At 49.8% G+C, this 21,678-nt stretch carries 18 protein-coding genes and 1 pseudogene; all 19 read right to left on the reverse strand.

What is annotated here, in order from left to right; genetic code table 11:
* Nucleotides 1-43: 43 nt before the first annotated feature.
* Nucleotides 44-898 carry a carbohydrate ABC transporter permease gene (locus ACLTD4_RS05635; RefSeq protein WP_243008259.1) on the reverse strand — a complete coding sequence of 285 codons (855 nt, stop codon included), beginning with the start codon at nucleotides 896-898 and terminating at the stop codon, nucleotides 44-46.
* 94 nt (nucleotides 899-992) lie between these two features.
* Nucleotides 993-2,402 (reverse strand): ABC transporter substrate-binding protein, encoded by a 1,410-nt coding sequence (locus tag ACLTD4_RS05640; RefSeq protein WP_117620879.1) that lies wholly within the window; start codon nucleotides 2,400-2,402, stop codon nucleotides 993-995.
* Nucleotides 2,403-2,433: 31 nt separating this feature from the next.
* On the reverse strand, nucleotides 2,434-3,285 hold the full coding sequence (locus tag ACLTD4_RS05645; RefSeq protein WP_117620880.1) for a sugar phosphate isomerase/epimerase family protein: 852 nt from the start codon (nucleotides 3,283-3,285) through the stop codon (nucleotides 2,434-2,436).
* 14 nt (nucleotides 3,286-3,299) lie between these two features.
* The gene (locus ACLTD4_RS05650; protein WP_117620881.1) at nucleotides 3,300-4,367 is read right to left on the reverse strand and encodes a Gfo/Idh/MocA family protein; all 1,068 of its coding nucleotides are present in this window, start codon (nucleotides 4,365-4,367) and stop codon (nucleotides 3,300-3,302) included.
* The gene (locus ACLTD4_RS05655) at nucleotides 4,354-5,640 is read right to left on the reverse strand and encodes a glucose-6-phosphate isomerase (protein ID WP_081034252.1); all 1,287 of its coding nucleotides are present in this window, start codon (nucleotides 5,638-5,640) and stop codon (nucleotides 4,354-4,356) included. Before ACLTD4_RS05655 ends, ACLTD4_RS05650 begins: the two co-directional genes overlap by 14 nt.
* A 382-nt stretch (nucleotides 5,641-6,022) precedes the next feature.
* Entirely contained in the window at nucleotides 6,023-7,075 is a 1,053-nt protein-coding gene (locus ACLTD4_RS05660; protein ID WP_117620882.1) for a Gfo/Idh/MocA family protein, read from the reverse strand.
* A 7-nt stretch (nucleotides 7,076-7,082) separates the two neighbouring features.
* Nucleotides 7,083-8,303, reverse strand: a complete 1,221-nt coding sequence (locus ACLTD4_RS05665; RefSeq protein WP_242354043.1) for an ROK family transcriptional regulator — start codon at nucleotides 8,301-8,303, stop codon at nucleotides 7,083-7,085.
* Between the two features lie 103 nt (nucleotides 8,304-8,406).
* A complete protein-coding gene (locus tag ACLTD4_RS05670; protein ID WP_117620883.1) occupies nucleotides 8,407-9,927 on the reverse strand; it encodes an ABC transporter substrate-binding protein in 1,521 nt (506 codons plus the stop codon).
* A 16-nt stretch (nucleotides 9,928-9,943) separates the two neighbouring features.
* Nucleotides 9,944-11,206, reverse strand: coding sequence for a glucose-6-phosphate isomerase (locus ACLTD4_RS05675; protein ID WP_117620884.1), 1,263 nt, complete (start codon nucleotides 11,204-11,206; stop codon nucleotides 9,944-9,946).
* Nucleotides 11,207-11,215: 9 nt separating this feature from the next.
* Complete coding sequence (locus ACLTD4_RS05680) at nucleotides 11,216-12,052, reverse strand: sugar phosphate isomerase/epimerase family protein (protein WP_055656187.1); 837 nt, start codon at nucleotides 12,050-12,052, stop codon at nucleotides 11,216-11,218.
* A gap of 18 nt (nucleotides 12,053-12,070) precedes the next feature.
* Complete coding sequence (locus tag ACLTD4_RS05685) at nucleotides 12,071-13,168, reverse strand: Gfo/Idh/MocA family protein (RefSeq protein WP_412331198.1); 1,098 nt, start codon at nucleotides 13,166-13,168, stop codon at nucleotides 12,071-12,073.
* 13 nt (nucleotides 13,169-13,181) lie between these two features.
* Nucleotides 13,182-14,060 carry a sugar phosphate isomerase/epimerase family protein gene (locus ACLTD4_RS05690; RefSeq protein WP_110321277.1) on the reverse strand — a complete coding sequence of 293 codons (879 nt, stop codon included), beginning with the start codon at nucleotides 14,058-14,060 and terminating at the stop codon, nucleotides 13,182-13,184.
* 27 nt (nucleotides 14,061-14,087) lie between these two features.
* Nucleotides 14,088-14,930 carry a carbohydrate ABC transporter permease gene (locus ACLTD4_RS05695; protein WP_002600856.1) on the reverse strand — a complete coding sequence of 281 codons (843 nt, stop codon included), beginning with the start codon at nucleotides 14,928-14,930 and terminating at the stop codon, nucleotides 14,088-14,090.
* A gap of 24 nt (nucleotides 14,931-14,954) precedes the next feature.
* Entirely contained in the window at nucleotides 14,955-15,908 is a 954-nt protein-coding gene (locus ACLTD4_RS05700; protein WP_055656194.1) for a carbohydrate ABC transporter permease, read from the reverse strand.
* 192 nt (nucleotides 15,909-16,100) lie between these two features.
* A complete protein-coding gene (locus tag ACLTD4_RS05705) occupies nucleotides 16,101-17,999 on the reverse strand; it encodes a DUF4838 domain-containing protein (RefSeq protein WP_117620886.1) in 1,899 nt (632 codons plus the stop codon).
* A 30-nt stretch (nucleotides 18,000-18,029) separates the two neighbouring features.
* Nucleotides 18,030-19,433 carry a glycoside hydrolase family 3 protein gene (locus tag ACLTD4_RS05710; RefSeq protein ID WP_412331199.1) on the reverse strand — a complete coding sequence of 468 codons (1,404 nt, stop codon included), beginning with the start codon at nucleotides 19,431-19,433 and terminating at the stop codon, nucleotides 18,030-18,032.
* A 36-nt stretch (nucleotides 19,434-19,469) separates the two neighbouring features.
* A complete protein-coding gene (locus ACLTD4_RS05715) occupies nucleotides 19,470-19,745 on the reverse strand; it encodes a hypothetical protein (RefSeq protein WP_412331200.1) in 276 nt (91 codons plus the stop codon).
* A 238-nt stretch (nucleotides 19,746-19,983) separates the two neighbouring features.
* Nucleotides 19,984-21,135: a class II fructose-bisphosphate aldolase gene (locus ACLTD4_RS05720; protein ID WP_002600860.1), complete on the reverse strand. Its 1,152-nt coding sequence runs from the start codon at nucleotides 21,133-21,135 to the stop codon at nucleotides 19,984-19,986.
* A 96-nt stretch (nucleotides 21,136-21,231) separates the two neighbouring features.
* Nucleotides 21,232-21,678, reverse strand: a pseudogene (locus tag ACLTD4_RS05725) (glucosamine-6-phosphate isomerase); the annotation flags it as partial.

Below are 21,678 nucleotides of genomic sequence, written 5' to 3' on the forward strand. Positions count from 1 at the left end.
CACACTTTTCCATACAAACTGCCGCACGGCTGAATCGATACTTCTATTCTTGATAATGCACCCATTTTTTGGAAGTACCGAAGATCACAATGGTGAGAACCAGAATGATCAGAAACAGTATCCAGGCCATAGCCGATGCATACCCCATGTGCATGTAGCCAAACGCATTGTTGTACAAATGCATGACATAAAAGGTAAGGGAATTAACCGGATTGCCTTCGCCGCCCGTAAGGGTATAGGGCAGTGTAAAGGTCTGCAGGGCGTTAATAACGCCCATGACCACATTGTAGAAAATAACAGGTGTCAGCAGCGGCAGGGTGATGTTGCGAACCCGCTGAAACAGGTTCGCACCATCGATCTGCGCCGCCTCGTAATACTCAGGGGATATATCCTGAAGGCCGGCCAGATTAATGATAATGGCCTGCCCGATTCCCCAGGAAGCGATCAGCACGAGTGCCGGCTTTGACCAGGTTTCACTGGCCAGCCAGGGAATCGATGCAATTCCAATCTTATTAAGCAGACTGTTAATGATGCCATAATTGGAATCCAGCAGCCAGCGCCACACCGTGGCAGTAGCAACGACCGGCACCAGCGTAGGAATAAAGAAAACGGTGCGGTAGAGACCAATTAACCGGATCCTGGAATTCAGCAAAAGCGCAATGACAATTCCAAGAATAATATTGACGGGAACACTGAGCGCCGTGAAATACAGGGTGTTCCAGATACTCTTCCAGAACAGGTTATCCCTCACAAGTTCTTTGTAATTTGCCATCCCGACAAAGGTTCCTCTGTTTAACACACTATAGGATGTAAAGCTGTAGTAGATAGAGGAAAGAAGCGGGTAAGCATAAAACAGGAGCAGGCCAAGAATCCACGGTGCCGTAAACAATAACCCCATCCTCGATTTATGGGCCTCAATACCACTTTTCTTAACAAACCTTCCCTGCGCATGCCGTACATTGCTGCCACTCTTCAATGGTAATCACCTCTTCTCATTCAAGTTTCTTCAGTTCTTCATTGATGGAGACATCCAGGGCTTTCATCAGGTTCTCAGGCGTATCCTTTTTATTCAGCGCCGAATCCAGTACCTGGTTTAAGTTATCCCACAGCATCTGTCCGACAGGTACCGGCGGGCGAATTTTCGCAGTAGATATGTAGTCCATAAATGCCTTATAGTTATCTTTGGAGCCGAATACCTTCTCCGACACGCTCTTACACGGAGACAGACTGGCGCTGTCTTCCGCCATGACGGTCTGCGCTTCGTCGCTCAGTATGTATTTCATGAAATCCATGGAAAGCTCCTGATTGCCTGCCCCGCGTGGGATTACGAACGCCCAGCCTCCTGCCCATGTCATATGTTTTCCCTCTTCCTTACTTGGGATCGGGCAGATTCCATAGTTCAAATCCGGGTTATACTGCGCCATGTTGGCAATATCGAAGTTTCCTTTAACCGCCATGGCCACCTGTCCGGTCACAAACGGATCCTGCGCTCCGGTACCGAGCCCAGCTGCAAATTCCACAAAGCTCTTTCCGCCAAATTTGTCAGCAACATCCACTTCCCACTGAAGCGCTTCGATATTCTCCGCCTTTGCGATTGTCAGCACATTGGCGTCGGCATCGTAGAAGTCCCCGCCAAAGTTCCAGCCCCAGGTATAAATCGGTTTACCCGCAAATAACCACGGAATGATACCAACCTGCTTATAGGTACTGCCATCCATAATTGTCAGCTTTTCCGCTGCTGCATTTAACTCCTCGATCGTGGAAGGCGGATTCTCAGGATCCAATCCCGCAGCCGCAAATAAGTCCTTGTTATAGAAAAGCGCACGGGTATCTCCATTGTAGGGAATCGAATAGGTGCTGCCCTTGTACTGGGAACCAGACCTGGCCCAGTCGTAAATACCGTCAAAGGAGGTGCCGGAAGCCGCCATTAAATCGTCCAGCTTTACAAGCGCATCCTGCTGGGCCCAGGTCGCAACCTGGAAATTATCCAGCAGTGCCATCTCCGGCGGGCTTCCTGCGGCTATGGAAGCCATCAGCTTATCCATGGTCTGTGTGTTGCCGCTGGCCTTATTGGCTACAAACTGAAGATTAATCTCTACATTCTTGTCATTCGTCTGGTTGTACATATTGACAACCTTTTCCATCGCGTCCGTTCCCGGACCGGCGCCCCAGGTATGCCACACGGTCAGAACTGTCTTTTCCCCCTTTGGACTCTCTCCTTTCGGACTCTCTCCCTCCGTATCCTTTGCCGCTCCAGTTGTCTCTCCTGCTGAAGCCTTCGCAGACTCTGTTTTTCCGGAATTATCTCCGCTGGATGCTGCCTTACCTCCGGCGCAGGCCGTCAGGGATGAGGCTGCAAGTAATGCGGCCATGCATGCGGCGAGTAAACGTTTGTTTTTCATATGAAATACCTCCTTATTTACCTTCTATATTTTACATAAAGAAAGAACTGACATGATCTCTTGTCTTTAAGATTCCCCGTTTCACCTTATCCTCGGTGCCTTCCCAGACCGGATCCTCGTGCTCGATGCAGATGGCCCCCTCATACCTGATCTCATAAAGAGCATCCACAATCCGGCCCCAATCCAGTTCTCCCAGCCCCGGCAGACGGTGTCTCCACCATTTCCCATTCTGTAAAACGCCGGTTTGTGCCAGGGCCTCCCGATCTACGACGGTATCCTTGGCATGGACATGGAAAATCCTGTCGGCAAACTGATAGATGTTTTTATACGGATCAATGAACTGCCAGACGAGATGAGACGGATCGTAGCAGAGCCCCAGCTGCTCACTGTCCACCGCATCAAAAACATCTTTCCACAAGTCTGGTGAGGTGGCAATGTTGCCCATCATGGGGCAGTTCTCGTAGCAGAGCTTAACCCCATATTTCTCCGCCAGCTCCACAAACTGCTTCGCCAGTTCCACCACAGCAGGCAGACTCTTCTCCGGAGCAAATCCCATACCGCCAAAGGATTCCGCCGTAACACCGGTGGAACACACAATCTTTTCGATTCCCATCTCACCGGCAAACCGGATCCGGTCCCGAAGAGCGCTGCAGTGAAACTCCGCCTCCTCCTTGTCCCTGCTGAGGAAATTACGGCAGTAAATCATGGTCCCAACCGATACCTTTCCTTCCCCCAGAACAGCGTCGAACTGTTCCTTGTCGAGAGGAATCGCCGGCCCCACATCTAACTCGCAGATCCCGTTTTCCCAGGCCCAGTCAGCAATGGTCTTCAAATCCCTGATCCCGACACCGGTCAGGCTGTTTGTTAAAAGGCTCATTCTCATAATCTCTTTCCTCCTTATATATGAATAGTTTTACCGGTTTCGCAGGCCAGTAAAATCTTATCCAGCAGGTCCTGAATATAGAGCGCCCGGTCAAAATTGCGGTCTGGCCGTTCCCCTGTCTGAATACAATGGATGAAATCATTGATTTCGGCAAAAAACCATGGATCTGTCACCAGATCTGCGTCGACGGAGATGACCTCCGGCTTGCCTGCATATCCACCAGACTTTTCCTTAAACCAGACTTCCACTTCCGCAGGCCGGTCGTCCCGGAAAAGCATCATGCCGCCTTCTCCGTATATCTCAATGGTATGTCTCGCCACGCCCAGCCGGCTCGCTACAAAGGAAGCCAGTGTTCCACCCTCAAACCGGAGGTTAAATGCGGCGGAATCGTCGTTGCTTACCTGGCCCTGTCCCGGGTCAAATATCTCATCCCTCTCCGGAATGGAGCAGGAGACGAAGCCATTTACCTCGGAAACCGCTCCCTGAGACCCGTCAAACATCCAGTCGCACAGATCAAGCATATGGCAGCCAAAATCAGCCAGCGCCCCTGTGCCGGAAAGCTGCTTCTGCATACGCCATTCCAGCTTCACCCCGGGATTGGCAATCCTGCATCCGCCCAGTGTTTCCCGATATGTAAAAATCTTTCCCATCTTACCGGACTGCAGAACCTGGCGCATGTAACGGACCGCCGGTATCCCGCGATAGCTGAATCCGATCATGGCAACCGTGGAACAGCATGTGGCAATGCTTACCGCCCGGACAGAGCTTTCGGAATCAATGCTTAAAGGCTTTTCACACAACAGATGCTTTCCTTTTTCCATAGCCCGCACAGCCAGCTCTCCATGAGCATAGTTGGGAGTACAGATGCTTACGGCGTCTACCTTCTCAAGCAGCTCATCGTAGTCAGAACAGATTTCCACCTCCAGATTTTTTTCCTTTGCCCACTGTGCGGCACGTCCCGGGACAATGTCGTAGACAGCAGTGAGGACACAGCCTGGATTCTGTAAGTAGCCTTTCGCATGATTGCCTGCAATCCCCACCGTATAGCCCGTTCCAACAATACCTACTCTAATTTTCTCCATTGCTTTCACTCCTGTATTTATATTTTCCAAGGGCTTCAAACATATATCCCTTGTAGTTCTCCACACCTGGCTGGTCAAAAGGATTGACCCCCAGCAGCTTTCCTGAAAGGTAACACGCAAATTCAAAGAAATAAAATAATTGGCCAAAGCTGTATTCACTCAATTCGTCGATTCTGATTCTGATACAGGGCAGACGCTCACTGTGTGCCTTTACAGTCGCCTCGAAGGCCGCCCGGCTGATGTCCGCCAGACTGGAGCCGTTCAAGTAATTAAAACCGTCCTCCACTTCATCCGCTTCCACGGACACCGCTTCTCCCTGTTCCTCAATGTCCAGAAATGTCTCAAACAGAATCGGCGTTCCCTCCTGCACAAACTGCCCGATGGAGTGTAAGTCCTCCGAGTATTTCACTGCCGTAGGATAAAGGCCTTTTCCCTGCTTCCCCTCGCTTTCCGCAAACAGCTGCGTCCACCAGCCGTAAAAGTACTGAAGCCTCGGTTCAAAGGAAGCCAGCATCTCCACACGGAAGCCCTCCTGATACAAGAGGCTGCGGATGGCCGCGTACTGAAATGCCGTATTTTCCTCTCCCTTTGTGTTCCGCAGCTCCCGTTCCATATCTCCGGCTCCGGCAGCCATGGCGCGGATATCCATTCCTGCCACTGCCGCCGGGAACAGACCTACATTGCAAAGGCCCGAATACCGTCCCCCGATGTTCTCGGGAAAATCCAGAAAGGTATAACCGTAAATTCTGCAGAGCTCATGCAGGCGGCTTCCCCTCGTTCCAGTAGCAAAGACCCGTCTTTCGTATCCGGCTCCGTACCTCTCTTTCAGATACTGGCGAAGAATCCGAAAACCGATTCCCGGTTCCAGCGTCTCAAAGTTTTTAGCTATGACATTCACATAGACAGATTTGCCTTCCAGCTGCTTTAGAAGCTGTTTCATATACTGGGACGATACGTTGTTGCCTGCATATAAAATCTTCATAGGACCGCCGCAGGAAAGTGCCTCGACCACGGCTCTCGCCGCCTGATTGGAACCGCCGATTCCAATCACCACCAGGATCTCACCATCTTCCCTGACTCTTCCTGCACAGGTCTCTATATCCCGAAGTTTCTCCTCTCCGGCCCATTCCTCCACATGAAGCCATCCCAGATTACCTGAATATTTCTCTTCCCCAGCCTGTGCCCTTGTCAAAATATCTGATTCCTGTTTCATATACTGTTTCAGCCTGCAGAGCGTCAATCGTCTCTCTGCGTCATAGAATTCTAACCGCATCGTATCAATCACCTTTCAAGAATTTTTCACTTTTGTGCCGGTAATTACTTGTTTGTTTCGTTAAGCGTTATTAGTTTTTTAATTTAAATAAATATTAGCATCCTATTTTGTGTTTGTCAATAGTGTTTTGTATTATTAACACATTTTTAAATCGTATTTTCTTTATTTTATCAGCATTATTGCATATCTCTGCCAATCACATTATGTATTATCAATACATTTTTATATAAAACCTTACAAACCAGCTTCCTTAATCGTCAATAAAACCAGCCATTTATGCCCTCTCAGACAGCCTCTAACATACATTTCTTCAAAAAAAAGAATGGCATAACCTGTAAAGTCATACCATTCCATAATAAAAACTATATTGTTTTTCCGCCGCCTATCTTTCCGCCGCCTGTCTTTCCACCGCCTGTCTTTCCGTTATAATCTCCCTGTTCTCCCGGGAAGAACGGTAAATATCCAGAACAAGCCCCAGGGTACGTTTCGCATCCTCCGGATCAGTTGGTACTGGTCTTCCTTCCCTTAAACAGCGGTAAAAATCCCGAAGCTGAATCTCGTGATAATTCCCCCAATACGCCTCGCCCTTTACATCCGGTCCAACAGATGGATATATGGTTCTCGGCTCCTGACCCTTTAGCTGAATCAGCACTTCATTCTGCGTTAAGAGCGCAGTTCCATTTTCCCCGCTGATTTCCACCCGGATCGGGCTGTTGCTTGTATAATAATTACACGCAAAAAAGGAATAGACCGCTCCGTTTTCAAACGTAATAGCCGCGTCTGCCACATCCTCCACTTCAATATTGGTCAGGATTCTGCGGTCAATATGTCCTTTCACCTTTACCGGTTCACAGCCCATCAGATAGCGGACCAGATCCAGGCTGTGAATGGCCTGGTCAATGACCACACCACCGCCTTCCTTTTCCCAGCTTCCTTTCCAGTCACACTCATAGTACGAAGGGGGACGCCACCAGTTTAATGTAGAAAATGCTCCGGTAATCCGGCCGAATTCCCCCTGCTCAATCAGCTTTTTAACTTCCTGAATGCCCTCGATATAGCGGTTCTGGAAGATGACACCCAACTGCCTTCCGTTTCTGTCTGCCGCCCGTATCATGGCGTCTGCATCTTCCGTCGTAAGGGCTACCGGCTTCTCTGTCAGAACGTGAAATCCTGCATCGAGACATGCGACCGCATGCTCCTTATGTAAGTAATGCGGTGTCAGAACGTGAACCACGGACAGCGGCTGCTTCAGTAAATCTTCCAGCTTATCTGAATAGCCACAGCCAGGAAATGCAGCAGCCAGCTTCCTGGCCCTGCATACATCCTTATCCACCACAAAGGCAAGTTCCACCTCATCCTTCATATTCTCAAACGCGGCCTGGTATACAGAAGAAATCCTTCCGCATCCAATAATGCCAGCTTTTATCTTTTCCACTTGCTTCTTACTCCTTAATAAAGAATTGTTTAATTGCCAGAGCCGCACCGCCTCTGGCTCCTGTAAGAGGATTGAAATCGATAAACTCAATCTCAATCTCCTGATCGTTCAGGCCAAAGATATGCTTCTTAGTCTCCTCCAGCAGCTGTCTCCGGTTCCTTTTCACCTTCATAATATAGCCGTCCACAATCACTAACGGCGGGCTGATGAGATTGATGATGTTGGCCAGCGTTACGCCCAGATACATGACCGCCTCCTCCATGACCTTCACCACATACGCGTCGTTGCACTCTTCCGCCATCAGCACGTCCTTCATGGTCAGTTCCTCAGTGTCCGGACAGAGTTCCGTCAGCATTGTGGCGACGCCGTCATTGACTGCGGCTTTGCACTTCTTAAGAATAGCCCTTTCACTGGCCATCTCCTCCAGGCAGCCGTTGTGGCCGCAGGTCTCACATTTGGGGCCGTTGATGTCCACTACCATGTGCCCCGCCTCTCCTGCGCTGGCATTTTCACCGGTAATCATCCGGTTCTTCACAAACAGGGGACAGGCGATACCATAGGAAATCAGGTAATATGCGAAGGAATCCGGCCTCAGAGTCTTTCCGAACATCTCCTCTCCTATGGCGCGCGCTCTCGCATTGTTCTCGATCAGGACCGGAATATCCAGTCTCCGCGACAAATCTCTCGCTATGTTTTTATTATTCCAGCCAGTTTTAAAGCTTTCTCTTAAAATTCCCACCTTGGATTCCACGAAACCCGGCAGGCCCATGCCTACTCCGAGTATCTTCTCCGGATCCACACCGCTTTCCGAAATCAGCTTGTCAATATTGCGGGCGAGCATATCCATCTCTTCCACGTATACTCCGTTCATGGGCGGATACTTCATGCTGATTTTTTCATTCCCACGCAAATCCAGCATGCAGATCGCCATCTGGTATGGATTCATCTCCACTCCGATAGCATATCTGGCGTCCTGAATGAAATTGATCTTAATCGGTTTACGTCCCAGGGAACGCTCCTCCACGTCAGAATCCTCTGCCGCAAACTCATAGACCAGCCCCCTCTCGATCAGGGACGATACATTCGTCGTGATCGTCGGCGGAGTCAGCGACAGCATCTCTGCGATCTTACTCCTTGATATGGGGCCGTACTTATAGATTATCTCCTTGATCAGAGCCTCATTCTGTTTCTTAACTCTGGGCAGATTCGTTCCGCGTGCAGTCATCATTTTCCCTCCAACTCCGTATTCTATCCCTTTCATTATAGTGAATTTCAGGACATATTACAAGCAGAGGATACGCAAAAGCCTTACGTATCCTCTGTCCGGCGTATTATTTTAATGCTGCATAATCTGCCTCTGTATAATCCTTAAGCGGATCCCAGTTCGGGAAATCAAATGTTGCGTAATCGAGGCCGACAGCTTCGGATGCTCTCTGCCATTCCGCGGTGGAAGCCTCTGACAATTTTTTCAGTTCACTTGAATAGTCTGTAATACTCTGGGAAAGCACACCCTGCAATATGGCACCCAGGCTCGGTTGTACGTCTTTTACTTCCGCATAGAAGTCATATGCTTTTTCGTCTCTTGTTGTTGCTGCTGGTACCACCTTTGCTATTTCACTTGCAATTTCGTAATACTGCTTCATAACTTCATTCGTCATATATTTTTCATTGACGCTCGGTACGATAGAAACATAGTTTCCATCGGATACACAACCGGACTGATATCCGTAATCTTCATCAAATAGAGCCATTAAATATTCTGCAGCCTCTTTCGGATGCTTGGACTGTTTATAAAGTCCCATCCACGGAGCACTTTCTACCTGCTGAACACCGCCCTTTGCTCCGCTGTCCGGAACAGGAACTCCCATTACTCCATAGTTTAAATCGGGATAACTCTGCGCCCACGGCGGAATACACCACATCCCCTGACAGAGGAAGCCTGCCTGTCCCTGAGCAAACATCTCCCTTGCCTCGGGAGCGCTGATATTCACAGTATCCGGATGAATACTTCCGTCAGAAACCAACTGTTCCATCAGTGCCATTGCCTCATTCATGGCTTCGCTGTCATATGGAGCCTTCCCATCTACTGTCAGGACCTTGGCATTGGGAGCGACTTTTCCACCTCCCACAGCGGCTAAGGAGCGAGCCAGAATATCCAGACGATTTAACTGTTTTCCGCCTTCAATCAGACCGAATACCTCACCGTTCCCTGTTTCTGTTATCTTTTTACACGCCTCTGCAAATTCAGAATACGTCTCCGGAACCTTGGTAACACCAGCATTGTCCAATACATCCTTGTTATAGAAGAATAAACAATTTACGACCGGCATATTTTCCGGAATTGTATAGAGTTCTTCTCCCTTCATAGTCACTCCCTCTTCAAAAACAGACGGATCCAGTGTATTTAAAAATTCCTCTGTCACGTAGTCATTCAGCGGCTGGTACCACTCTTCCTTCAGTGCGGTGCTTAATGTCATGCCTGTTGGAATCGGGAATAAATCTGGTCCATCTCCTGATTTGATCATTGTAACAATAGTATTCTTAAACTGGTCAATCGTCAGCATCGTGTATTCGATGGTGATATTGGGATGATCCTCCATATACTTCTTGTTAAATTCCTCTCTTCTTGCCAGAGAACTGTCGCTCCAGTCCACAATCCGCAGGGTAATCTTTTCATCCGATTCGGCCGCCGTTGTATCAGAACTGCTGTCCTTAGACGACGCTTCCGTCTTCTCCTGTGTCGGCGCTGCTGTCGTGTCGCTTCCCCCTGTACTCGGCATCGCACATCCCGTCATGGCTGTTACCGTCATTGCCAGAGCCAGTGATAATGCCCCCATTTTCTTCAGTTTCATAAAATACTTCCTCCTTTTATTTATGTTTTCCAAGCGCTTGAAACATATAGCCCTTGTAATTCTCCACTCCCGGCTGGTTAAATGGATTTACCCCCAGCATGCTTCCGGAAAGGTAGCATGCAAATTCAAAAAAGTAAAACAGCTGGCCAAAACTGTATTCGTTCAACTCGCTGATCTTCAGCCTGACACATGGAAGCCGCTCGCTGTGCGCCTGAAAGGTAGCTGAAAACGCGGCTCTGTTGACCTCCCGCAAATCCGCCCCGTTTAAGTAATCGAAGCCGTCGTCCACATCGTCTGCCTCAAGAATCAGTTCCTCGTCCGGATTTTCGATATCCAGAAATGTCTCAAACAGCACCGGAGTCCCCTCCTGCACAAACTGGCCAATCGAATGCAGATCTTCCGAGTATTTTACAGCTACCGGATACAGCCCTTTTCCGTCTTTTCCCTCGCTCTCTGCAAATAGCTGGGTCCACCAGCCATTGAAATACTGATACCTCGGTTCAAAGGAAGCCAGCATCTCCATGCGGAAACCTTTCTGATACAGAACATTACGGATTGCGGCATACTGAAAGGCACTGTTTTCTGCCCCTACTGCCGTCTTTAAATTCTGCTCCATATCCCTGGCGCCGGATACCATGGCACGAATATCAATTCCGGCTGCCGCGGCCGGGAACAGCCCGACATTGCACAGGGCGGAATACCGTCCCCCTATGTCTTCCGGGAAGTCAAGAAATGTATAACCGTGAGCCACACACAACGCCTCCAGCTCGCTTCCTCTCGTCCCGGTTGCGAATACCCTGCTGTTGTAGTCTGCCCCATAGCGTTTTCTCAGATACTGCCTGAGAATCCGGAAACCGATTCCCGGTTCCATGGTCTCAAAGTTCTTGGCAATGACATTTATATATACGGATTTCCCGTCCAACTGCGCTAAAATCTGCTTCATATACGCGGAAGATATATTATTTCCGGCGTACAGAACCTTTACCTTACTCTGGTTAGGCAGCGCACAGGTCACTGCCCTGGCTGCCTGATTGGAACCCCCGATTCCGATTACCACGAGGATATCCCCATCGTCCCGGACCCTTTTTGCGAAAGTCTCGATCTCAGCAATCCGCTCTTCTCCGGCCCATTCATCCACGCTGAGCCATCCAAGACTGTCACGATACTGCTCTTCTCCGGCCTGTGCCCGGGTCAGGATTTCTTTCTTCTGTCTCATGTACTCGTTCAGTTCTTCACAAGACGTCTGCCCGCTTCCGTCATAGAATTCCAAATGTACCATACCAATCACCTACCCAAGAATTTCCCGAACATACGAAACTGCCTTCGTATACCGTTCAAAGTCTACCTTTCCTTTTTCATATTCAATGACCGCCCAGCCATTGTCTCCGAAATTCTTTTTTATTACGGACAGGAGTCTTTCATAGTCCATGTTGCCCTTGCCCAGGTCCACATAGTTTTCCTGTTTTTCAGCAAATGTCCTGCATTTTTCCATATCTTCTTTTTTAAAGTCCCGTAAATGAACGTATGAAATTCTGTCCGGATACTTCTCTAATAAATCTGCCGGGTCCCAACCGCTGCCGGCCGCCCAGCCGGTATCCAGTGCGAACCGCACCTCCGGAGCATGATGAATCAGCGCCATAAACAGCAGGCCATCCTGGTCAAACTCCCAGCAGTGGTTATGATAGTTGACGGAAACACCACTCTCCTTCGCCTTTGCTGCTATCTCGTTCAGTTTTCCAGCCATTTTCTCAGCCGCTGCCGGATCAGACAGTCTCGGATCTATGCCTTCTTCTGGATGCTGCGATGGGTCGTTCTGAGCCATACCTGTAAAAATAATATTCTTATTCGGCATAACCTGCAGAAATTCCACTGCCTTCCCAACCGCCTCCTCCACCTTCTGAGGATCATCCAGCAAATCGGTCCACAGTGCAGATACATGAAGTCCTGACAGCTGCAAATGATACTGATCCAGCAGTTCCTTTAAATAACTGCTCTTTTCGACTCCGAAGAAACGCGCGCCGATCTCCACGCCCTGGCATCCGGTCTTCTCAAATTCCTTTAATACTTCTTCCGTTTCCTTTGCGATCCTGTCGGTAAACAGGACAGCATGACAGCCTATTTTCATTTTTTAAATCCTCCTGGTCTACTCAAAATCAATGGGAACACTGCATCCGCAGTCTGAAGACTCCTGCAGCGCGTCGATCAGCTTCTGAATATAAATGCCTCTCTGGAAGTCTGTATCCACCGGCGTTCCTTTTTCAATTGCATCAATAAACTGTTTTATCTCAAAATAGAAATTGATTGCAAACGGTGTTTTCGGAACATTTTCATTGATCAGATACATTTCCTCCGGAACCTTGACGCACTCCGGCGCGCCTAAATATCCGCCCTCCGGATCTTTCTTCTGAATCTGCAGTGAGAAATGGTCGGCGCCGTCAAATACCGCATTTCCGCCGCTGCCGTATACTTCCACCGTATGTCTGCTGCCGATTCTGCTGGCCGTGTAGGAGAGCAGGACGCCCTCCCTCGTTCTGGCAGAGAACATCGCCACATCGTCGTTATCCACACTGCCCCTGCCGTTCCCATGTACCCGGTCGCGTTCCTCCACCATAATACCGCTCATGCATTGTACCTCGGTGATCGGTCCCGCCGTGTCGCGGATCAGCATATCGCCGATGTCCAGCATATGGCTTCCGAAGTCCGCCATGGCTCCCGGTCCCGATAACTCCTTCTGCATCCTCCATTCCAGTTTACTGTGGTTGGCGATTCTGTTTCCGCCAAGTGACTGGCGAATATAAAAGATCTTTCCGAGGGAACCGTCATCGATCAGCTTCTTCAAATACATATACCCGGGAATTCCGCGGTAGCAGAGCCCGATCATGCAGACCCTGCCGGACATTTCCGCATAATTTAATGCCTTCTGGCATTCCAGCGCATCGACTCCAAACGGCTTCTCACACAGGACATGTTTTCCCGCCTTCAATGCCTGAACCGTTAATTCAATGTGGGAGGCATTGGGGGTACAGATGCTGACTGCATCCACCAGATCCAGAAGTTCTTCATAGCTTTCGCAGGCCTTTGCCCCCTCCAGTCCGAATTTCTCTATGTAACCGGCGGCCCTCTCCCTGATAATATCGTAAACGGCCGTAATCTTCGCCTCCGGCACTCTTAAATACCCGTCAATGTGGTTGCCTGCGATTCCGATCGTATTTCCAACTCCTACAATTCCTACTCTTACCATTGTTTTTCTCCTCTCAGCGCTTTCCAATAAATGCCTTTAAATATTCTTTTCCAAGTATCAGACCATTCTCCACCAGTTCCAGCGAATCCTCGTAATCCGGATCCTCGTGTTCGATGCTGACCGTTCCCTGATACCCCGCTTTTTCCAGTTCTCCGGTCAGCTTTCTCCAGTCCAGAAGTCCATGGCCTGGAATCCGGTAGCTCCACCAGCTGAAATCTGTCAGAATCCCGCACTCCTTCAACCGCTCTTCTTTTATCTCCGTATCCTTGGCATGGACATGGAATATCCGGTCCCCGAACTCCGCCACCGGAGCATACGGATCGATAAACTGCCATACCAGATGGGAGGGATCATAGGCCAGTCCCACCATTTTGCTGTCCAGCCGTTTCAAAATCTCTCTCCACATCACCGGAGAAATGGCGATATTTCCCATCAGCGGGCAGTTCTCAAAGGCCAGCTTTACATTTTTCTTTTCTGCGTATTCCACAATGGGAGCAAAGGTCTCCACAAACTGATCCAGGCTCCGGGCCGGTGTCCTGCGGATCGAATCCGCCTTGTCATAGATGCCCTCCTCCAGGGTCTTATTAATGCCCGTGGAAGTCACTATCTTTTCTATTCCGAGATCGCCTGCAAATGCAATCCTCTTTTTCAGTTCCGCAATATGCGCTTCTGCTTCCCCGCTGTCTGTGCTGAGAAAATTCCTGCAGTAGGTAAGAGATGTTATCGCCACTTTACCCTTCTCCAAAACCCGCTCAAACAGCTCTCTCTCCATCGGAACGGTAGGTCCCACTTCCAGGTCTTCAAAGCCCTGGGCCGCCGCCCATTCCGCAATTTCGTCCAGATGCACCATCCCTTTTTTCACAAGGATGTTTGTCATAAAACCAAGTCTCATCTTATTCCTCCTTATAATGAGCACTCATTAACTCTTAACCGCTCCCGCAATGCCTTCCACGAAGTATTTCTGCAGACAGATAAACAACAGAATAATCGGAATAACCGCGATCACGCCGCCGGCCGCAATGCCGGTCCAGTCAACGGTATTTTCACCTTTAAACGCGTACAGTCCGACAGCCAGTGTACGGGAAGACGGGTTATTAAGCGTCAGTACCAGTGGAAGCATAAATGCGTTCCATGCCCAGATGGTCTCCATGATGACTACGGTCGTTGCAATCGGCTTCGTCAGCGGCATCATGATATTAAAGAAGGTCCGAAAGAAATTACAGCCGTCCACCTTTGCCGCCTCTTCCAGTTCTCCGGGGATCTGCTCGAAAAAGCTGGAGAACAGAAGAAGGAAAATCACGTGAGCGCCGCCGGCCTGAGCCAGGATCAGCCCCAGCTTCGTACCGACCAGCTTCATGCTCTTGATCACCTCGTAGGTCGGTATGATCGTACTGACTAACGGTATCGCAATGCTGCTCATGAAAACCATCATCACCACTTTCTTACCCACGAAGTTATATCTCCCCATCGCATATCCCGCGAGCATGGTCATGATCAGCACGAGGAATACCGCGAAAAATGTTACAATTACCGTGTTAATGAAGTATGTATCGAAATGCGCCTTCTCCCAGATTCTGGTGACATTGTCAAAGGTGGGATTCTGGGGAATCAGTCCCAGTTTATTTTTAAAGAATTCGTTCTGGTCCTTGAAGGAAGCGGATATCATCCACAAAAACGGATAGATCCATGCCAGACCGATTATCAGCAGCAGCCCATGATTAAGCAGGGTCTTCACCTGTCTCTTTGCCTTATCTCTGTTCATCTTTACCTCCTGATTTCCTGACATCTATACGCGCCTGCTGTTCAAACGCGCCTTGATGATATTTAACACGATACCGATCACAATCACCGCGATTCCAAACAGAATTGCCGCCGCACTGGCATATCCCAGTCTCGGCATTCCGATCTCACTGGAGAACGCCGAACGATAAACGTAAGTGGCTATAACATCGGTCGCATAGAAGGGACCGCCTTCGGTCATCGTCTTGACGATATCAAATACCTTCAGGGAATTGATCGCACACAGGATTGCGATGATTCCGCCGACCGGTGCGATAAGCGGAAGGACGATATGGATAAATGTCTGGAACCGGGTAGCTCCGTCCACGGTGGCCGCCTCGTACACGTCCTTGGAAACGCCCTGAAGTCCTGCCAGCCAGTAGATCATGTAAGTACCGCAGTCTTTCCAGAGAGAGATGAGAACCAGTGTCGGCATGGCGTATTTTGCATTTCCCAGAAAATTGATCGGCGCCTTGATCAGATGAAGCGTGACCAGTAAATGGTTAATCGGCCCCTGAACACCCAGCAGGAAAATCATGATGATACCGACGACCGACGCGGTGGTGACAACCGGTATAAAGTACATGGTCCGGTAAACAGTTCTCCCCTTCAGCGCCTCGTTGTTCAGCATATATGCCAGGAACAACGATACCGCCAGCTCCAAGGGAACAATCATGATTGTATATTTGAAGCTGTTGAAAAAGGCATTCCAGAACAGCTCGTCATGAATCAGTTCCACGTAATTCTGAAGTCCGATAAAAGCCGCATGGCTCGTCAGACCCGACCAGTCCAGAAACGAGTACTGGATACTGCAGATGATGGGATATCCCTGAAACAGGATATAAAAAATAAGTGACATTGACATAAACAGCCAGCACCAGCCGTTTAAGATCAGCTTTTCCCGGCGTTTATTCCGTTTTGTGACAGCTTCCACTCCCATATTCTCCGTCTTTGCTTTCATAATCCACCTCACAGATAAAATTTCTTACGGTTTGAATTAGTTTTTTAATTTAATTAAATAATATCATTGTGCCCATTACTTGTCAATATATTTTTTATTCTTTTATCTATTTCTTACAAAGAAAGGGCCATAACTGCTTATGAAGTCCTGTTTCATAAGCAATTTCGACCCTCTCCAAATTAAATTTCACTGCTAAAATCCTGTATAGTGGTGTCCTACCTCGATCACACGGTATACATCCACACACTCCTGGAACTCTATTTCATGCTGCTGCAGAAAGGTACAAAACTCCGACCAGTATTTTCCCGCCTCTTCCCGCTTTCCTGCTGCCAGATAAAACAACGCCTTTCCTAAACGCCTGATGTATTCGGAGTGATATTCCAGATGAATCCAATAGCTTCGGTTCTCGTCTCCGCAGCTTTTCACATGTTCCCGGATAAACGGCAGAAACTCATGCGCCATTTTTTCAAGCGATGCCATGCGGTCTGCCACGACACGGTTCTCCCGCGGCCCCTTTCCATTGAAATAATCACAGCTGCATAAGGCAGACACCGCCTTTAAGTACTCCCGTACCCGTTCGCCCTCACATCCATACGCCGCCGAGAAATACGCTTCTTCCAGCCGCTCCTCTGAAAGGGACGGATCAAACAGCTTCTTTCCCATAACGTAGTTTGGCAGTGCATTCGGAAGTGCCGCCCGAAGCTCCTGGCAGCTGATATATCCATTCAGTCCCATATCCCCCAGCCGCTCTATATCATGGCCGATGACTTCCGCCAGCCTGACGTAGCCGAAATCTCCGTAATGAGCCCTGCCCAGCGGATAATCATAGACAAAGCTGTCCCCGTGAAATATCTCCTGCCACGCGCGCAGAAAAGCCATATTCTCGTTCAAGTCCACCGGAAGCCGGATCTCATTTCTCCGGTATGGCATAACGGCTCCATACTCCGGACGGATTTGGTATGACTCCTCAAAAGTACGGCTGATCGGCGCAAACATCAGCACAAAACGATCCGGGTTCTGAAAGCGCTCCTTTTTGGGCGGCCATAAAAGCTCCTGATACAGCAGAAAAACAATTCGCATGGTGCTCCCTGCCTCCGTAAGCTTTTGGTCGGCCAGATTTAATATTCTGACGTACTGGTCGGAAGGAAGCTCCTTCTTACAGGAATCACACTCGCAGACGTTGTTGTATTCATCGGCCAGCCATACGTGTAGATAATCGATATCCGGATTCTGAACCGCATACCGGACAATCTGATCGGTAAATGCCTTCATTACCGTTTCATCGGAATAGCAAAGATTTGTATTCATTGGAATTCCGTGAAACAGCGCCCGTGTCCCATTCAGCTGCGCCATCATGCCGGTCTCTTCTCTGGTTGGCTTCCGGGTTGCTGGCTTCCACTCCACCGCCGGAAATCCGATTACGTCGCCGGTCCATCCGTGCCCCACCTGATGAAGCTTCAGTCCCCTCCGTTTCATCTCCCTGCGCACTGTCTCCGTATACGCTTCCGCCCGTTCCGTATCAAATTCCTCCTCCGGAAGCAGCGGATTGTTTTCATGATGGTACCATCTGGCCATAAAGGTATAGGGAAGCTTAAACTGAAGGAAAAATGAGTTGTATCCCATTTTGGGCAGCCAGTCAATGAAGTCCAGGATGTTCTCCAGCGAATCGGCGCCCTCGATACAGACTCCCCGATGGCGCAGGGAAGCCGTCTTTTTCTCGGTCATCGAAAGTGCCTCCAGCCCGGATAGCGGCTCGATGATCTCATACTTCTTCCCCGGCCGCAGGAAATGGCAGCCGGCGGACTGGAGCCAGGCGTATACACCAATCAGCACACTGCCCGGATTATTTCCGGCGATCACGCCGCCCTGCTCTCCCGTATCAATTACATATCCATCCGGAGCCATCGCGGGTTGTTCCGTTTCATGACAGCTTTCCCCTCCTGCTGCCAGTTCCAGCCTCAGCCGATAGCTTCCCGGCAATTGAAGCGCATCGCTCTTCTCCTGCATCTTTTTCCAGTAATCCTTCAGTTCCTTTTCCGCAAACTGAAATACCTCGTGATTTTGATGCGCGTTTTCAATAATTAATTTCAATTCATGACCCCCTTTCCCCTGACGGGCAGTCTAAAAATGTGTGTCCCACATGCCGCACCAGACATCCTCGTCGTAATTCCCCTCGAATGGAGCCAGCCCCGCAATGCGCTTTACCGTCTCATCCACCGTTTCCGGCGTATCATTGTATGCGTTTATGAAGGCCGGAACTCTCGCCACATCGACGAGATGGTTCGTATAATTAAAGGATGTAAACACAGTGGGAACGTCATGTATGTACCAGGGATAACAGCTCGACATGGGATGCGGCCAAAGCAGCCTTACTGAATTAGTCTGTGCGAAGCTGGTAATATCCACAAAGATCATCACCGCATCATACTTCGCCTTAAAATCCGCTATTTTCCCTTTATTGACGGAAGATACCATAGGCTCCGGCTCATAGCCGTATTTCTTTAACGCTGCCAGAATCCGCTCCGTAATCTGATCGCTTCCTCCCGACTGGACGCCCTGGCCATAGGAAGAATTCAGACTTCCCACATTGCCGGACAGGACAAATACCCCGATCTTTTTATAGACCTCCGGAGACAGAGGAAGCTGTCCATTCGTATTCTTGACCAGTGTCACAGCCTTCTGCGAAGCCTCTCTCGCAATCTCCAGATGCTCTCTGCATCCGATTCGCGCCAATGCCTCCTTTCCCGGATGAAAACTGCCGCTCTCCTTCCTTCTGTGAAGTCCGATCGCCGCTTTGCAGGCCAGAATCCGGTAAATTGCCTCCGTAAGCCGCTCCTCTGTCACGATTCCCGACTTAAGGCCCGCTTTCATCGCCTCCACGTCCTCCTCTATATCATTGATTCCCAATATCATATCACAGCCGCAGGCAATCGACAGAGGTATTGCATCGAGACGGCTCATTCCGTAATATCCCATCATCTTCGTCTGGTCGGTTACCACAAGACCATGAAACCCAAGCCGGCCGCGCAGAAGCCCCCCGATTAGCTCTCTGGAAAGGCAGGCAGGCTGCATATCCCGTTCCTCCAGCTGCGGATTCAGCTTTTTCTGATAGGCAGGAAGCGTAAAATGGGCCGCCATGATGCTTAACACACCATGATTAATTGCCGTCTGATAGATTTTCCCATACGTCTTATCCCACTCTTCACAAGTCAGGCCATTGTTTGAAATGGCCAGATGCTGGTCCCTCTCTTCCCAGCCATCCCCCGGGAAATGCTTCAGGCACGGCACTACGCCGTATTCCATACACCCCTTATTATATGCCTCCACGCAATCGCTGACAAACTGCGGGTCACTGCCGTAGGCCCTCGTATTAATCAGACTGTTTCTCCAGTTGCCATAGATGTCCCCAACCGGACCAAACGTCCAGTTATACCCCACTGCAGATGTCTCACTGCCTGTAATCCGCCCCACCTCATAGGCATAACGGGCGTCTCTCGTCGCCCGGACCTGCGCCCCGGAAGCCACCAGGGTTCCCCTTTCAGCGCGCCGTTAGGACCGGACTCACAGTTTCCCGCGTAGAGATAAGGAATTTTTCGCTCCTGAAGCTCTGCCATGATATCCTGAGCCTCCTCGTTGCCATAGTCTGGCCCTGAACGGAATGGCCGCAAGCGGATACTCTTCCAGGAACTGAATCAGCTCCTCCCTGCTTTTTCCCATGAGCGGGTCTGCAAAGAGCTGGCATACCTTTTCATGCGGCGTCATGGCGGTCTCGGTTTCCTTTACCCACCGCTCCCCTGCCTCATCCAGATAAAACGGATTTCCCCTTAAATCAACCACTTGATCTGCCTCCTTCTCCTGAGTCTATTTTTATCGTTTGATTTATTTAATTAATTTAATTAAATATTATACTGTTTCTGGACTTTTGTCAATCGGGGATATCAATCTTTTCTTTTATCTTTCATGAAATAGTGAAAAAGGCCTTCCATATAATCAATCTATAGGAAAAAGCAACCCACAGAAAAAGCCCGGCATCGCTCCCTCTCAGGACCTTCTGCCGGGCCAAATAGCACTCTGTTTAATTCTTCTTATACCGTTCAATCATCTCTTCCAGCGTCACCTGCTCCACTAACGGCGCCTTGCCGAAGGAACCGAACTGTACGATCAGCGTTCCGACTACTTCCTTTACGCCGCGCTCGACGCAGTTTACAATAGCCGCCACATCGTCGTCCGGGATTGTTCCCTTCATAACCGTATCCATGATCGGCGGAAGGAAGACACGCGGGTCAAACTGGCTCTTCTTTGCCTCCAGCAGCTCATAGATTTCCCCGATCGAGGCGCTGGTACGAAGCTCCGGATATTTTACAAACAGTTCCTTCATGTTTCTCGTGACTGCCAGACGGATATCCGTATCCACATTGATCTTATTGATACCGCACGGAATGGCTGCCTGCAGCTCCTCAATGGAAATACCGTAGGCATTCGTCAGTTCTCCACCCAAAGCGTTGATCTCATCTACAATGTATTTCGGCACCGTAGAGGAACCATGAGATACGAGTGCGCCGAAGATGCCTTCATGGCTTAAGCACTCTCTGATCGCCGTGGCAATCTCTTTTCTCAGCTTTACGTCTTTTCCCTTGGAAGCGCCATGCATGGTTCCGTAGGAGATAGCAAGTGCATCCACGCCGGTCTTACGGAAGAATTCCACTGCCTTTAATGGGTTAGTGTAGGTGGAGGACGCGGAGAATACATGATCTTCCACGCCGGCCAGAACGCCCAGCTCTCCCTCTACACTGACGCCTCTCGCATGTGCATATTTTACCACTTCTCTCGTCAGATCCACGTTCTCGTCAAATGGCAGGGAGGAACCGTCGATCATAACAGAGGTGTAGCCGCCCTCGATCGCCGCCACACAGGAATCGAAATCACGGCCGTGATCCAGGTGCAGGACGATGGGAATATCCGAATCTGCCCCATATTTCTTTACGGCGTCCGCGATATTCTTTGCGCCGATCTTCTTGTCTTCCAGTGTCGCATTCATAAAGTCGGTACGGCCGCCCATAAAGCCGTTCGCTAAGTCCGCCCCCTGTAAAATAGCCGGGGAACGGAACATCTCATGCACTTCAATGGCTGCTTTTGCCTGGGCTACCGCGTTTACGTTAAACGCCCCCTGGCCGAATCCGTATTTTATCGTTGCCTCCATCAGAGGTCTTAAGGGAATCAATGGCATTGTCTATATCCTCACTTTCTTTTCTGTCGCCAGTCTGTATCAACTACTTTGTTTTCTCAGTCTGTCTTTGTATCTCTCAGTCTGTCTTTGTTTCTCTCAGTCCGTCAGCGCCGCCACGTAATCCGTCAGTGTCAGCGTAATATCCGGATGGTTCTGCAATAAGCTCACCGGGAAATCGGTGGACGGTTCCCCGTAGGCCGTGCGGCGCACTACCGCTCTGTGCCAGTTGCGGAACACTCCCAGACGGATCTTTCTCGCGTGGGCGATCTCGTAGATTCCAATCGTCACACAGTAATGCGGCATATCCTCCAGTGCTCCGCCGAAATCGCCGATGGCGTTAGCCGTTCGCGTCTCCGGTGTGATGGTGAGAACCCGCGTCTTCTGTGCCAGAAATTCTTCCGGTGAAAGAGACGGATCTGCCTCGTTAAATGCCACATGGCCGTTGATGCCGATGCCGCCGAAGGCAATATCGACGCCGCCCAGCTTCTCGATCAATTCCGGTATGTAGCCCACATTTTCAGGGTCCGGGAATACTCTCTGCTC

Source organism: Hungatella sp., assembly GCF_046966825.1.

Coding starts and splice junctions, on each gene's coding strand:
- ACLTD4_RS05635 (WP_243008259.1), bottom strand. CDS start 898: ATGGGGTTATTGTTTACGGCACCGTGGATTCTTGGCCTGCTCCTGTTT.
- ACLTD4_RS05640 (WP_117620879.1), bottom strand. CDS start 2,402: ATGAAAAACAAACGTTTACTCGCCGCATGCATGGCCGCATTACTTGCA.
- ACLTD4_RS05645 (WP_117620880.1), bottom strand. CDS start 3,285: ATGAGAATGAGCCTTTTAACAAACAGCCTGACCGGTGTCGGGATCAGG.
- ACLTD4_RS05650 (WP_117620881.1), bottom strand. CDS start 4,367: ATGGAGAAAATTAGAGTAGGTATTGTTGGAACGGGCTATACGGTGGGG.
- ACLTD4_RS05655 (WP_081034252.1), bottom strand. CDS start 5,640: ATGCGGTTAGAATTCTATGACGCAGAGAGACGATTGACGCTCTGCAGG.
- ACLTD4_RS05665 (WP_242354043.1), bottom strand. CDS start 8,303: ATGATGACTGCACGCGGAACGAATCTGCCCAGAGTTAAGAAACAGAAT.
- ACLTD4_RS05670 (WP_117620883.1), bottom strand. CDS start 9,927: ATGAAACTGAAGAAAATGGGGGCATTATCACTGGCTCTGGCAATGACG.
- ACLTD4_RS05675 (WP_117620884.1), bottom strand. CDS start 11,206: ATGGTACATTTGGAATTCTATGACGGAAGCGGGCAGACGTCTTGTGAA.
- ACLTD4_RS05680 (WP_055656187.1), bottom strand. CDS start 12,052: ATGAAAATAGGCTGTCATGCTGTCCTGTTTACCGACAGGATCGCAAAG.
- ACLTD4_RS05685 (WP_412331198.1), bottom strand. CDS start 13,168: ATGGTAAGAGTAGGAATTGTAGGAGTTGGAAATACGATCGGAATCGCA.
- ACLTD4_RS05690 (WP_110321277.1), bottom strand. CDS start 14,060: ATGAGACTTGGTTTTATGACAAACATCCTTGTGAAAAAAGGGATGGTG.
- ACLTD4_RS05695 (WP_002600856.1), bottom strand. CDS start 14,930: ATGAACAGAGATAAGGCAAAGAGACAGGTGAAGACCCTGCTTAATCAT.
- ACLTD4_RS05700 (WP_055656194.1), bottom strand. CDS start 15,908: ATGAAAGCAAAGACGGAGAATATGGGAGTGGAAGCTGTCACAAAACGG.
- ACLTD4_RS05720 (WP_002600860.1), bottom strand. CDS start 21,135: ATGCCATTGATTCCCTTAAGACCTCTGATGGAGGCAACGATAAAATAC.